We start from the raw sequence: 12965 nt of genomic DNA, 5'->3' as shown, positions 1-12965 counted from the left end.
CCAGCCGTTGTCACGGGCGGAAATCCGCCACGGCCGTTCCGGAAACGACTCCTTGCCCCCGCGTGCGCGCGCATTGAGAATGCGCATGACAAAAAAGCGGGTGGCCGGAAGATCTCCGGTCACCTCGTCGTACAGAGGGGACCCCACATGAACAAGCCTCTCGTCGCCGCGCTCGCCTCCCTGGCCATCACCGGGATCGGCACGGCACCCGCGGTCGCCGCTCCCCGGCAGGCCGCGGCGGTGACCGTCAACTTCGCCGGCACCGTCTCGCTCAGCAACTGCTCCGGCTCCGTCATCCGCTTCCCGAACTCCGCGGACAGCGACCCGGCCCTGGTCCTCACCAACGGCCACTGCCTGGAGACCGGCTTCCCCGACCCCGGCGAGGTCATCACCGGCCAGTCCTCCAGCCGTACCTTCGGCCTGCTCAACTCCTCCGGCACGAAGGTGGCCACGCTCCGCGCCAACCAGGTCGTCTACTCGACGATGACCGACACGGACGTCACGATCTACCGCACCACCACGACGTACGCGGCGATCAAGAACTCCTACGGCATCAGCCCGCTGACCGTCAGCAGCACCCACCCCGTCGCCGGCACCGCCATCAAGGTCGTCTCCGGGTACTGGAAGACGATCTACAGCTGCAACATCGACGGGTTCGTGTACCGGCTGAAGGAGGGCGACTGGACCTGGAAGGACTCGGTCCGCTACACCTCCGCGTGCAACACGATCGGGGGGACCTCGGGGTCGCCGGTGATCGACACCAGCACCGGGCAGGTCGTCGCCGTCAACAACACCGGCAACGAGGACGGGGAGCGGTGCACCGTCGACAACCCGTGCGAGGTGGACGCGAACGGGACGGTGACGGTCCGCCAGGGGATCAACTACGCCGAGGAGACGTACAACATCCCGGCGTGCTTCACGACGGGGAACGTGCTGAACCTGAGCGCGAGCGGGTGCACGTTGCCGAAACCGTAGGGGTTGTATCTCGGCTACCGGCGGGTGGGGGCTGGTCGCGCAGTTCCTCGCGCCCCTAAAGGGGCGCTCTGCGTACCGCTCGTCCCGCCAGTTCGCCGGTTCTGCGGCCGTCCTCGATCACGAAGCGGCCGTCGACCAGGACGTGGGGGATGCCCGTCGGCAGGTGGCGCGGGTTCTCGAACGTCGCGCCCGCCGCCACCGTCCGCGGGTCGAAGAGGACAAGGTCGGCCCGGTAGCCCTCGCGGATCAGGCCGCGGTCCGGCAGGCGCAGCCGGGCCGCGGGGCGGGACGTGAGGTGGGCGACGCACTCCTCCAGGGAGAGGACGCCCAACTCCCGCACGTAGTGGCCGAGGTAGTGCGGGAACGTGCCGTACGCCCGGGGGTGGGGCTTGGCGCCCTGGAGGATGCCGTCCGAGCCGCCGGTGTGGGCCCGGTGGCGCATGATCGTGCGGACGTTCTCCTCGTGGCCGACGTGCTGGAGCACGGAAGGGGCCAGCCGGTCCGCCAGGAGCAGGTGGCGGGCCGTCGCCCAGGGGCTCTCACCGCGCCGCCGCGCCGACTCCTCGACCGTGCGGCCGACGAACTCGGCCAGCCCGGGGTCGGCGACGCCCGAGATCTCGATCGTGTCCCACTCGACGGGCACGCCGTGGCAGCCGTCGGAGCCGATGTCCTCCAGGTGGTGGCGGATCCGTTCGGACGTGTCGTCGTCCGCCAGCCGGGCCAGGGCCGCCTCCGGGCCGCCCTCGTTCGCCCAGCCCGGCAGCAGCGCCGCGAGGGTCGTGCTGCCGGGGGTGTACGGGTAGGTGTCCAGGGTGATGTCGGCGCCCGCGGCGAGGGCCTCGTCGAGGAGGGACAGCAGCTCGGGTGCCCGGCCCTCGTTCACGGCGAAGTTCATGGTGGCGTGGGCCAGGTGCAGCGGGCAGCCCGCCTCCCGGGCCAGGGCCACCATCTCCGCGTAGGCGTCCAGGGCGCCCGCGCCGTAGGAGCGGTGGTGCGGGCAGTAGTAGCCGCCGTACTCCGCCACCACCCGGCACAGCGCGGTCAGTTCGGCGTCCGGGGCGTACATGCCCGGGGTGTAGGTGAGCCCGGAGGACAGGCCGACCGCGCCCTGTTCCAGGCCCTCGGCGACCAGCCGGCGCATCCGGTCCAGTTCGGCGGGGGTCGCCGCGCGGTCCTCCCAGCCGACGACGAGCGCCCGGACCGTGCCCTGGGGGACCAGGTACGCCGCGTTCACCGCGATCCCCCGGTCGAGGCGGTCCAGGTACTCGCCCACGGACCGCCAGTCGAAGTCGAGGTCGTCGCCGTGGCCGTGCCAGCCGGCGATCGCCCGGCGGACCTCCGCCAGGGTGCGGTCGTCGACCGGCGCGTACGACAGCCCGTCCTGGCCGAGCACCTCCAGGGTCACCCCCTGCGCGGCCTTGGCGCTGTGGTCGGGGTCGCGCAGCAGGGCCAGATCGCTGTGCGCGTGCATGTCGACGAACCCGGGGGACAGCACCAGGCCCTCCGCGTCCAGCTCGCGCACGGCGCGGGGACGCTGGCAGCCGGCCGCCGCGGCCTCCTTGACGATCGACACGATCCTGCCGTCGTCGACGACCACGTCCGCGCGGTAGGAGGGCTCGCCGCTGCCGTCGACGACGTCCGCGTCCCGGATGACCAGGTCCTCCACGGCCCCTCCTAGAAGAACGTACGGATGTAGTCGACGACCGTCCCGTCCGCCTCGGCGACCGGGAGCAGCTGCCACTTGTCGAACGAGGTGCAGGGGTGGGACAGGCCGAGCCCGATCCAGTCCCCGACCTCCAGGTCCGCCTCCGGGGTCGTCTCCAGCCAGGTGTGCTGGTCGGACAGCCCGGTCACCGTGATGCCCGTCGCCGGACGCCGGACACCGCCCCGGCGGACCACCCGGGCGGACGGCAGGTGGAGGTCGTGGGCGGCGTCCCGCTTGCCCGCGTTGGCGAAGGCCTGCCCGGGGGAGGGGCGGGAGACGACCTGCGCCCAGAGCCGGAAGGCCGGCTCCAGCGCGCCCTCCTCGGGGACGCGGTTGAAGGGGGTGAGCTCGCGGTAGTGGCCGTCGTCGTGCGAGACGTACGCGCCCGAGCGGAGCAACTTCAGCACCGGGAGGGAGAGTTCGGGGATCTCCGCGAAGACCTCCGCCACCACGTCGAACCAGGCGCTGCCGCCCGCGCTGACCACGATCTCCGAGAGCCCCGCGAACCGTCCCGCCGCGTCGAAGCCGGCGGCGAGCGCGACCAGGCGGCGCACATAGGCGCGCACCCGGTCCGGGTCCGCCCGCGGGACCTCGCCCTCGTACCCGGCCACCCCCACCAGCCGCAGCGTGCCGGTCGCGGCCACCGCGTCGGCGACCGCCGCGCACTCCTCGGCGGTGCGCACGCCGGTACGGGCCCCCTCCCCGGCGGCCAGTTCGACGACGACGTCCACGCGGCGCCCGGTCCCCCGCAGCGCCGCGTCCATCAGCGCGACCCCGCGCACGGAGTCGACGTAGCAGACGAAGCCGAACTGCTCGTCCCGGGCCAGCTCCGCGGCGATCCAGCGGAGCGCCGGGGCGTCCACGAGTTCATTGGCGAGGAAGACCCGGCGGGTGCCGAAGGCCCGCGCCACCCGCACCTGGTGCGGCATGGCCAGGGTGATGCCCCACGCCCCGCGCTCGACCTGGCGACGGAACAGCTGGGGTGCCATGGAGGTCTTGCCGTGCGGCGCGAAGGCGAGGCCGTGCCGTGCCGTGTACGCCTCCATGAGCGCGAGGTTGTGCTCCAGGTGCTCGGCGGACAGCGCCAGTACCGGGGTCGTGAAGCCGTCGGAGAAGAGGTTGCGGCGCTGGGCGGCCAGCTCGCCGACGGTGTGGCCCTCGGCGTCCGGCGGGAGACCCTTGAAACGGTGGTCGACGCGTTCCTCCGCGAGCCGGGCGAGTGCGTCGGTGCCGGTGTCGAGGGACACGGTGCCTCCCTGATCAGGTGGTTGCGTTCTCCGCAACGCTCATTGCGTAGAGCGCTTGTCGCTGTCTAACATCCACGCCGACGCCGGGTCAACGGAGCCCGCGGCGACCCGAGACGACCCGAGACGACGAGGAGCCCCCACCATCGTGAAGGCCACGGACGGCGTTGACGTCGTGGATGTCGTCGCGCTCGGCGAGTCCATGGTCACCTTCCTGCCCGGCCGGCCGGGGCGGCTCGCGGACGTACCGTCCTTCGACCGTGCCATCGGCGGCGCCGAGTCCAACGTGGCCTGCGCGCTGGCCGCCGCCGGACACACCGTGCGGTGGGTCAGCCGGGTCGGCGCGGACGGGTTCGGCGACCACCTCGTGGCGACGGTCGCGTCGCACGGCGTCGACGTCTCCCACGTGGGCCGTGACCCGGTGCGCCCGACCGGGGTGTACTTCCGCACGGCGGGGGACCGGGCCACGGACGCGCACGAGGTGGCCTACTACCGGGCGGGGTCGGCCGCGTCCGCGATGTCGGTGCGGACGGTGGATCCGGCCGCGGTGCGTGCGGGCCGGGTCCTGCACCTGTCGGGGATCACGGCCGCGCTGTCCCGGGAGTGCCTGGGACTGCTGCGCGAACTGACGGCTCCCACCGGGGAACGAACGCCGGTGGTGTCGTTCGACGTGAACTTCCGGGCGGGGCTGTGGACCGGCTCGGGCGGCGCGGATGTGCTGCTGGAGCTGGCACGCCGGGCCGACATCGTGTTCGTGGGGGAGGACGAGGCGGAGCAGGCGTGGGGGGTGACGGGAGGGCCGGCCGGGGTCAGGGAGCTGCTGCCGGAGCCAGGGGTGCTGGTGGTGAAGCAGGGAGGTGCGGGGGCGACGGCTTTCGTGTCGGCCGCGGGTGCGTGGGGGCTGGGCGAGCGGTTCCCCGCGCCCCTTCCGGGGCGCTTCACGCCCCGGCCCACCTTCGAACCCGCCCCCGCCGTCGACGTCGTGGCAACCGTCGGCGCCGGTGATGCCTTCGCCGCCGGTTTTCTCTCCGGCATCCTGCGCGGCCTTCCGGTCGGGCAGACGCTCAGGCTCGGTCACCTGTTCGCCGCCGCCGCCCTCACCAGCCCCGCCGACCTCGCCCCGCCCCCCGACCGCGACACCGCCGACCGGCTGACCGCTCTCGGCGCCCCCGCCTGGGGGACACTTCGACTCGGCCCCGGCTGGACGCGGGCCGCAGCGGCCGAAGAGGAGGGACGCACCCCATGAGCCAGACCGTCGACCGAGCGCTCAGCATCCTGCCCCTGCTGGCGGAGGGCCCCGCCGACCTCGGCCAGGTCGCCGACCGCCTCGGCGTGCACAAGTCGACCGCGCTGCGGCTGCTGCGCACCCTCCACGAACACGGCCTGGTCTACCGCCAGTCCGACCAGCGCTACCGCCTCGGCGCCCGCCTCTTCGCGCTCGCCCAGGAGGCCATGGAGAACCTCGACGTCCGCGAGATCGCCCACCCCCACCTGGCCCGCCTCAACGACGCCTGCGGACACACCGTGCACCTCGCCGTCCTGGAGGAGGGCGAGGTCCTCTACATCGACAAGGTCGAGAGCCGCTACCCGGTGCGCATGTACTCCCGGATCGGCAAGCCGGTCGCCATCACCGTCGCCGCCGTGGCGAAGCTGCTCATCGCCGACCTGCCCGAGCCGGAGCGGCGGGCCCTCGCCGACCGGCTCGACTACCCCATGTACACGGCCCGTTCGACACCGAACGCGGAGGCGTTCCTCAGGGAGCTCGCCGCGGTGCGCGAACAGGGCTGGGCCACCGACCTCGGCGGCCACGAGGAGTCCATCAACTGCGTGGCCGCACCGGTGCGCGGCGCCGACGGGCGCGTCGTCGCCGCGCTGTCGGTCTCCGCGCCCAACGTCGTCGTCACCGCCGACGACCTCCTCACCCTGCTCCCGCAGGTCCGCCGTACGGCGGACGCGATCAGCGGCGAGTACTCAGGCAGGACCCCGATCAAGGAAGCCGGCAACCGATGACCGAGAAGACCGCCCTCACCCCGAAGACCCACACCACCCCGCCCGCGAAGTTCTCGCACGGCGTCCGCAAGGGCAACCTCCTCCAGGTCGCCGGCCAGGTCGGCTTCCTGCCCGCCGAGGAGGGCCGGCCCCCGACCCCGGCCGGCCCGACCCTGCGCGAGCAGACCCTGCAGACCCTCGCCAACGTCAAGGCGATCCTGGAGGAGGGCGGCGCCTGCTGGGACGACGTGATGATGATGCGCGTCTACCTGACGGACGTCGGCCACTTCGCCGAGCTGAACGAGATCTACGACCGCTACTTCGACGAGCAGGGCCTCACCCAGGCCTACCCGGCGCGCACGACGGTGTACGTCGGCCTGCCCCCGGGGCTGCTGATCGAGATCGACGCGCTGGCCGTGCTCGACTCACCGGCCCCGGCGTCCTGACGGCCTGTTCGGGTAGGCGTCTCATAACGAAGTTGGGGTCGACTGTGTCCGGCACAGGTTCTTCGACCATACTGCCCGCTGTGGAGCAGCGCATAGGAGCCAACAGCCAGCCCCTGGAGGGTGCCGGATTCGACCCGGCCTTCATCCCCGGGCTCACCTCACCCGCGCCCGCCCGGCCGCAGGACGCGGAACCGCAGGACGCGCCGGCGACGGCCGTCGAGGCGGCGGACGCCGAGGCCGGCGAGGCCGGGGCCGGTACCGTCGTCGAGTCGGCCGCACCGGCCGCGGAAGCCGGGGACGCGGCCGAGGAGGCCGCGGCCGAGGACGGCGAGGGGGCCGGGGCGGCCGCCGACGGGCCCGTCTTCGAGGCCGCCGACCGCCGTGCGCGGATAGTGGCCGACGCGACCGGTGTGCGGCTCAGCCTCGACGAGGAGAAGTGCGAGTTCCGCTGGGACGAGATCGGCGCGGTCGAGACCGAGACACCGCGCTTCGGCAAGCGCTTCACGATCACCGTCCACACCCCGGACCGCCGCTGGTACCCCATCGAGATCGAGGCGACGTCCCGCTCCCGCTTCCCGGAGTGGGAGCAACAGCTGGACGCCGTCCTGGACGCGTACTTCGAGGACGGCACGGACGGCGAAGACGGCACGGACGGCGGGGACGGCACGGACGGCGCGGACGGCGCGGAGGCGAGCGCCGCACTATAGCCCACCCGCAGTCCAGGGACCCGGGCCTTCCCGAAGTGCACTCGGCGGCGTGACCCCCGCCTGTCCCTCCTCGGCCCGCCACGGCACCGTGGACCCACGGCCGAGAGGAGGGCTCGCTGATCATGGGCGGACCGGCGCCGAGCGGGGGCTGTCACCTGCCGGTCGAGACGACCAGCTTCGTCGACCGGCGGGACGAACAGGCCGCCGGACGGGAACTGCTGGCGAAGGCCCGCCTCGTCACGCTCACCGGCCCCGGCGGCGTGGGCAAGACCCGGCTCGCCACGCACATCGCGGCCCGGGTCGCCCGCGCCTTCCCCGACGGCGTCCGCCACGTCGCCCTCGCCGGCCTGCGCGACCCGGAACTCGTCCCGCTGGCCGCGGCCGACGCCCTCGGACTGCACGACCACTCCGCCCGGCCGCCCCTGGACGCGCTGGTGGCGCGGCTGCGCGACCGCCGCCTGCTGCTCGTCGTGGACAACTGCGAGCATCTGCTCGCCGCCTGCGCCGGTCTCGCCGCCGCCCTGCTGCACGGCACCACCGCCGTCCGGGTCCTCGCCACCAGCCGGCACCGCCTCGGGCTCACCGAGGAACACCTCCTCGAAGTACGGCCGCTGGCGGTCCCCGACCCGGACGGCGACCTCTCGGCGCCCGGCTCCCACCCCGCCCTCGCCCTCTTCGCCGACCGCGCCGCCGCCGTACTCCCCGGCTTCCGGCTCACCCCCGCCAACCGGGCCGCCGCCGCCCGGCTGTGCCGTCGCCTCGACGGGCTGCCCCTCGCCATCGAACTCGCCGCCGTCCGGATGCGCGTCCTCGGCCTCGACCAGCTCCTCGCCCGCCTCGACGACCGCTACCGGCTGCTGACCGCCGGCAGCCCCGCGGCCCTGCCCCGCCACCAGACGCTGCGCGCGGCCGTCGACTGGAGCCATGAGCTGTGCACCGGTCCCGAGCGGACGGCGTGGGCGCGGCTCTCGGTGCTGGCCGGCGGCTTCGACCTGGAGACGGCCGAAGCCGTCTGTCACGACCTGCGCCCGCCGGACGTCCTGGAAGCCGTGGCCGGACTGGTCGACAAGTCCGTCCTCACCCGGGAGGAGGCCCCGGCCGGCGGCGCCGCCCGCTACCGGCTCCTCGACACCCTCCGCCAGTACGGCCTCGACCGGCTCCGGGAACGCCCCGGCGAGGAGGCAGCCGCCCGGCTCCGGCACCTGAACCGGGTCCAGGAGCACGCGGACGCCTGCGAGGCGGCCTGGTTCGGGCCCGGCCAGCGGGAGACCGTCGCCCGGCTCCGCGCCGACCAGGACAACCTGCGCGCCGCCCTCGACTTCAGCCTCGCCACCCCCGGCCGGGCCCACGCCGGGCTGCGGCTCGCGGGCACCCTCTGGTTCTACTGGCACGCCTGCGGCGCCCCGCGCGAGGGCCGCTACTGGCTCGACCGCGCCCTCGAAGCCAACCCCGAGCCGACCCCCGAACGCGCCCGTGCCCTCTGGGTCTCCGCCCTGCTCGCCGGCAGCCCCGAGGACCTCACCCGGGGCCTGCGCCGGGCCCGCGAGGCCCGCGCCCTCGCCGAGCGGCTCGGCGACCCGGCGGAGGCCGCCCACGCCGACTACGTGATCGGTGTCGTACAGCTGTTCGCCGACGACCTGCCCGCCGCCCGCGCCCACTTCGAGACCACCGTCGCCCGGGGTCCCGTACCCGGCCAGCACCTCAGCCTGCACGGCCTGGACCTGGTCGAACTCGCCTGTGCGCACGCCTTCCTGGGCGGCGCGGAGCGGGCCGTCGCCGTCTGCGAGCGGGCCCTGCGGCTGTGCGAGGCGCACGACGAGGACTGGGTCCGCTCCTACGTGCTGCGCATCCTCGCCCTCGCCCACGCCGTCCGCGCCGACTGGCGCCGGGCCGAGCCGCACGCCCGCGAGGCACTGCGCCGCAAACTCGACGTCCACGACGTGATCGGCATCGGGCTGACCCTGGACCTGCTCGCGAGGATCGCCGACGCACTGGGCGCCGCCGAGCGCACCGCCGTACTCCTCGGCGGCGCCGACCGTGTCTGGTCCGACATCGACCGCGACCGCTGGGGCTCCACCGCCCTCAACTCGGCCCGCCGCGCCTGCGAGGAGCACGCGAGGGCCGCCCTCGGGGCGGACGGGTTCGAGGCCGCGTACGGCAGGGGCGGCGCGTCGGCCCTGGCGGAGATCGTGGCCTACGCGCTGGACGAGCGGCCGCCGGGGCCCCGGACGCGCCCGGAGCCGGGGGCGGCTCCGGTCCGGCTCACGCGCCGGGAGACCGAGGTCGCCGAACTCGTCGCCGAGGGGCTCGGCAACCAGCAGATCGCCGACCGCCTGGTGATCGCCCGCCGTACCGCCGAGGGCCACGTGGAACGCATCCTCGGCAAGCTCGGCTTCCGCAACCGCAGCCAGATCGCCGCCTGGGTGACCGCCCGGCGCTGACGCACAGGAGACCTGATGAGCAGCAGTACGAGCGCCCGCCCCGCCGCGGCCCAGGGGCGGTTCGACCACCGGATGGCCGTCTTCGGCTCGGACGACGCGTTCCTCGCGGCCGCCCTGCCGTTCCTCGCCGAGGGCCTGGCCGCGCCGGACGAGCCGCCGCCGGTCGCCATCGCCGCACCGGCCCACCTGGCCGTCCTGCGCGACGCGCTCGGCACCGACGCCAAGGGCATCGGTTTCATCGACCACACCGACTGGTACACCGGCACGGCCGCCAACGCCGTGGCACAGGGCGCCGGTTTCCTCGCGGCGAACGCCGGACCCGGCGGCCGCGTCCACCTGCTCATGGAGCCCGACTGGGCGGGACGCGCGGGCCGTTCGGTCCGGGAGAGCGCCGAGTGGATCCGCTACGAGTCCCTCGCGAACCTGCTGTTCGCCCCCTTCGCCACCACGGCCATGTGCGCGTACGACACCCGGACGGCCGGCGACGCCGTGGTCGACGCGGCCCGCCGTGCCCACCCCGGCACCGGGGTGTACGAGCAACCGGAGGTACTGGTGAAGGAGTTGGACGCCGTGCCGTTGGCGCCGTCCCCGCGGTCGGCCGTCCGGCTGACGGCGGTGGAGGGGGTGCGGGACTGGGCCGCCGGGCAGGGGCTCGCGCCCGCGGAGGCGGAGCTGTTCACGCGGGCGGTGGCCGAGGCGGCCGAGGCGTACGGGCCCGTCATCGAGTTCCTCGCCTGGGGCGAGGCCCCGGGCTGCGTCTGCGAGCTGCGGCTGTGCCGGGCCGTGGCGGATCCGCTGGCCGGGTTCGTGCCGCCGGGCAGCGGGGACCCGGAGCCCGGGCAGGGGCTGTGGTTCACCCGCCAGGTGTGCGCGTACGTCGACGTGCGGGACGGGGTGATGGGCGACGGGGCGAGGATCCGCGTCCAGTACGCGTGAGCGGGACGCCGTACGCGCGTACTGCCGGGGCTCCCCGTACGCGGGTACCCGATCAGGTATTCCTCCCCCTGTGCGGGGAGCCGGTCACCGGCACGCTGGAGGGCATGCTGCAACCCTTCGGTGGCCGGCTCCCGGACACCGGCCCCCCGTACGCCGCGTATCCGCAGCCACCGACCCGGGCCGGTCATCTGAGTGTCGAGTACGAGCCGCGTCCGACGGCGGCGGGCGACGCGCGGGCGGCGGTGCGGCGGCAGCTGGAGGAGTGGGGGCTGGCCGACCAGGACGACGTGGCGTACGTGTGCGAGCTGCTGGCCGGCGAGCTGGCGGCGAACGCGCTGTGCCATGCGGCGAGCCGGTTCCGGCTCACCCTGTCGGCCTCGCACGGACTGCTGCGCTGCGAGGTCACCGACGAGGACCGCCGCCCCCCGCGGGTCCTGGACGCGGGCCTCGCGGAGGGCGGCAGGGGGATGTACCTGGTGGACGCGCTCGCCCGGCGCTGGGGCTGCCACCAGGACGGGCCGGGCAAGACCGTGTGGTTCGAGCTCGGCACCTGCGGGTGCGACGGCTGCGGCCGGCGGCAGCCGTAGCGCCCCCGCGGGCCGGGTCCCGGCGGCGTGCCCGGCCGCCGGGACCTCAGCGGTCACGGCAGGGCGTGCACGTGGGCGCCCACCGAGGACGACCACGCGTTCCCGGCGGACGCGTCCCAGTTGGTCGACCAGGTCATCGCGCCCCGCAGGCCGGGGTAGGCCGTCGACGGCTTGAACGACCCGCAGTTGGTGAGCTTGGTCAGGCAGTCGAGGGCGTTGTTGACGACGGTGGGCGACACGTAGCCGCTGCCCGCCGCGCTGGTCGACGCCGGCAGGCCGAGGCCCACCTGGGACGGCGACAGACCGCCCTGCAACTGGATGCAGGCCAGCGCGGTGAGGAAGTCCACCGAGCCCTGGCTGTACACCTTGCCGTCGCAGCCCAGCATCGAACCGCTGTTGTAGTACTGCATGTTGACGACGGTGAGGATGTCCTTGATGTTCAGGGCCGTCTGGAAGTACCCGTTGGACGTCGACTGCATGTCGATCGTCTGCGGGGCCATCGTGATGATCAGCGAGGAGCCCGCCTTCGACGACAGCGAGCGCAGCGCCTGGCTCATGTAGGTCGCGTTGATGCCGTTCTCCAGGTCGATGTCGACGCCGTCGAACCCGTACGTCTGCATCAGCGCGTACACGGAGTTGGCGAAGTTCGTCGCGGAGGCCGAGTCGCTCACCGAGATCGTGCCGTTCTGGCCGCCGATCGAGATGACGACCTTCTTGCCGGCCGCCTGCTTGGCCCTGATGTCGGCCTTGAACTGGTCGACCGTGTAGCCGCCGAGCCCGGAGGAGTCGAGGGTGAAGCTCACCGCGCCCGGTGTGCCGGTCGCGTCCGCGAAGGCGACGGCGATGATGTCGTACGAGGACGGCACGTCCGAGATCTTCTGGACGGTGGCGCCGTTGTTGAAGTTCTGCCAGTAGCCCGTGACGGCGTGCTTGGGCAGGGCGCCGCCGCCCCCCGTGCCGGTCGTGGTGGTCGTCGCCGTCACCGCCGCCGACTTCGCCGACTCACCGGCCGAGTTGGTCGCGCTGACCTGGAACGAGTACGACGTCGAGGCCGCGAGCCCGGTGACGGTGGCCGAGGCTCCGGTGACCGCCGAGACCTTGGTGCCGTTCTGGTAGACGTTGTAGCCGGTCGCGCCCGACACCGCGCCCCAGGACAGGGACGCCGAGGACGAGGTCGTACCGGAGACCGCGAGGCCCGTGGGGGTCGCCGGGACGGTCGGGGCCGGTCCTGAGCCGCCACCGCCGTCGGGGCCGTAGACCGAGACGTCGTCGGCGTAGTAGGCGGCCTGGCCGTACCAGCCGTGGGTCCAGACCGTGACCGAGGTGGTGGCGGCACCGGTGGTGAAGGTCGTCGACAGTTGCGTCCAGGACGTGTTGGGGGTCCAGGTCGACACGTCCGTGGTGCCGGTGCCGGTCACCCCGAGGTAGGTGTAGGAGCCCTGCACCCACGCGCTCAGCGTGTACGTCGAGTTGGCCTGCACCGCCACCGTCTGGCTGCACTGGGCGTAGTCCTGTCCGGCGGGGGTCGCCTTCAGCGCGGCGCTGCCCGAGTGGACGGGGGAGGAGACCGTCGTGCCGCTGCCCGCGGAGCAGGTCCAGTCGGACAGGCCCGACTCGAAGCCGGCGTTCTTCGCGTTGTTGACGTCGGCGGCGGAGGCGGGGGCGGCGGTCAGGCCCGCCATCGCGAGGGCCGTGGCGAGGGTGGCCACGGCCGACCAGGTGCGGATGCGTCGCCGTCCGGTGCGGGGGGACGCCGGTCGCGGGATGAGTCTGGGCATGACAAACAAGTTGGTCCAGACCAATTCTCCTGTCAATAGGTCCAGACCAAATTTCGTACCGCCTCAGGCCCCGGTCATATGCTCAACCTGTCCCGATTTGGAGCTGGTTGTGTGGTCACAGATCCCAGACAGCTGCACAAACGCTGTTCTCCGGCCA

At 73.6% G+C, this 12965-nt stretch carries 11 protein-coding genes; 8 read left to right on the top strand and 3 right to left on the bottom strand.

All coding sequences use genetic code 11. The annotated features are described in order from the left end of the window. Positions 1-147: 147 nt before the first annotated feature. The gene (locus AB0G52_RS25210; protein WP_132891224.1) at positions 148-975 is read left to right on the top strand and encodes a serine protease; all 828 of its coding nucleotides are present in this window, start codon (positions 148-150) and stop codon (positions 973-975) included. A 55-nt stretch (positions 976-1030) separates the two neighbouring features. Here AB0G52_RS25210 and AB0G52_RS25205 read toward each other — a convergent pair whose 3' ends face one another. Both AB0G52_RS25205 and AB0G52_RS25200 read right to left on the bottom strand, forming a co-directional pair. Beyond that, positions 1031-2641 carry a D-aminoacylase gene (locus AB0G52_RS25205; protein WP_361338822.1) on the bottom strand — a complete coding sequence of 537 codons (1611 nt, stop codon included), beginning with the start codon at positions 2639-2641 and terminating at the stop codon, positions 1031-1033. Between the two features lie 8 nt (positions 2642-2649). After that, on the bottom strand, positions 2650-3927 hold the full coding sequence (locus AB0G52_RS25200) for an alanine racemase (RefSeq protein ID WP_361338820.1): 1278 nt from the start codon (positions 3925-3927) through the stop codon (positions 2650-2652). A gap of 145 nt (positions 3928-4072) precedes the next feature. Between AB0G52_RS25200 and AB0G52_RS25195 the strand changes: the two genes are divergently transcribed. From AB0G52_RS25195 to AB0G52_RS25165, 7 genes are all read left to right on the top strand, one after another. Further along, positions 4073-5170, top strand: coding sequence for a sugar kinase (locus tag AB0G52_RS25195; protein ID WP_361338818.1), 1098 nt, complete (start codon positions 4073-4075; stop codon positions 5168-5170). Beyond that, entirely contained in the window at positions 5167-5934 is a 768-nt protein-coding gene (locus AB0G52_RS25190; RefSeq protein ID WP_132891221.1) for an IclR family transcriptional regulator, read from the top strand. Before AB0G52_RS25195 ends, AB0G52_RS25190 begins: the two co-directional genes overlap by 4 nt. Further along, positions 5931-6359 (top strand): RidA family protein, encoded by a 429-nt coding sequence (locus AB0G52_RS25185; RefSeq protein WP_132891220.1) that lies wholly within the window; start codon positions 5931-5933, stop codon positions 6357-6359. The genes AB0G52_RS25190 and AB0G52_RS25185 overlap by 4 nt, the downstream gene beginning before the upstream one ends. A gap of 80 nt (positions 6360-6439) precedes the next feature. Next, positions 6440-7066, top strand: a complete 627-nt coding sequence (locus tag AB0G52_RS25180; protein ID WP_361338814.1) for a hypothetical protein — start codon at positions 6440-6442, stop codon at positions 7064-7066. A gap of 122 nt (positions 7067-7188) precedes the next feature. Beyond that, entirely contained in the window at positions 7189-9507 is a 2319-nt protein-coding gene (locus AB0G52_RS25175) for a LuxR C-terminal-related transcriptional regulator (protein ID WP_361338807.1), read from the top strand. A 15-nt stretch (positions 9508-9522) separates the two neighbouring features. Beyond that, the gene (locus AB0G52_RS25170) at positions 9523-10443 is read left to right on the top strand and encodes an MEDS domain-containing protein (RefSeq protein ID WP_132891218.1); all 921 of its coding nucleotides are present in this window, start codon (positions 9523-9525) and stop codon (positions 10441-10443) included. 104 nt (positions 10444-10547) lie between these two features. Continuing rightward, the gene (locus AB0G52_RS25165) at positions 10548-11030 is read left to right on the top strand and encodes an ATP-binding protein (RefSeq protein ID WP_361338804.1); all 483 of its coding nucleotides are present in this window, start codon (positions 10548-10550) and stop codon (positions 11028-11030) included. 53 nt (positions 11031-11083) lie between these two features. On the opposite strand, the gene AB0G52_RS25160 is transcribed toward AB0G52_RS25165, so the two are convergent. Next, positions 11084-12808 (bottom strand): glycoside hydrolase family 18 protein, encoded by a 1725-nt coding sequence (locus tag AB0G52_RS25160; RefSeq protein ID WP_361338801.1) that lies wholly within the window; start codon positions 12806-12808, stop codon positions 11084-11086. Positions 12809-12965 lie beyond the last annotated feature (157 nt).

Origin of the sequence: Streptomyces sp. NPDC021562 (assembly GCF_040640875.1) — a bacterium.
Lineage (GTDB): Bacteria > Actinomycetota > Actinomycetes > Streptomycetales > Streptomycetaceae > Streptomyces.
The sequence above is the reverse complement of the archived record's forward strand: the minus strand, read 5'-3'. Positions and strand labels throughout refer to the sequence as shown.

Coding starts and splice junctions, on each gene's coding strand:
- AB0G52_RS25210 (WP_132891224.1), top strand. CDS start 148: ATGAACAAGCCTCTCGTCGCCGCGCTCGCCTCCCTGGCCATCACCGGG.
- AB0G52_RS25190 (WP_132891221.1), top strand. CDS start 5,167: ATGAGCCAGACCGTCGACCGAGCGCTCAGCATCCTGCCCCTGCTGGCG.
- AB0G52_RS25185 (WP_132891220.1), top strand. CDS start 5,931: ATGACCGAGAAGACCGCCCTCACCCCGAAGACCCACACCACCCCGCCC.
- AB0G52_RS25175 (WP_361338807.1), top strand. CDS start 7,189: ATGGGCGGACCGGCGCCGAGCGGGGGCTGTCACCTGCCGGTCGAGACG.
- AB0G52_RS25170 (WP_132891218.1), top strand. CDS start 9,523: ATGAGCAGCAGTACGAGCGCCCGCCCCGCCGCGGCCCAGGGGCGGTTC.
- AB0G52_RS25165 (WP_361338804.1), top strand. CDS start 10,548: ATGCTGCAACCCTTCGGTGGCCGGCTCCCGGACACCGGCCCCCCGTAC.
- AB0G52_RS25160 (WP_361338801.1), bottom strand. CDS start 12,808: ATGCCCAGACTCATCCCGCGACCGGCGTCCCCCCGCACCGGACGGCGA.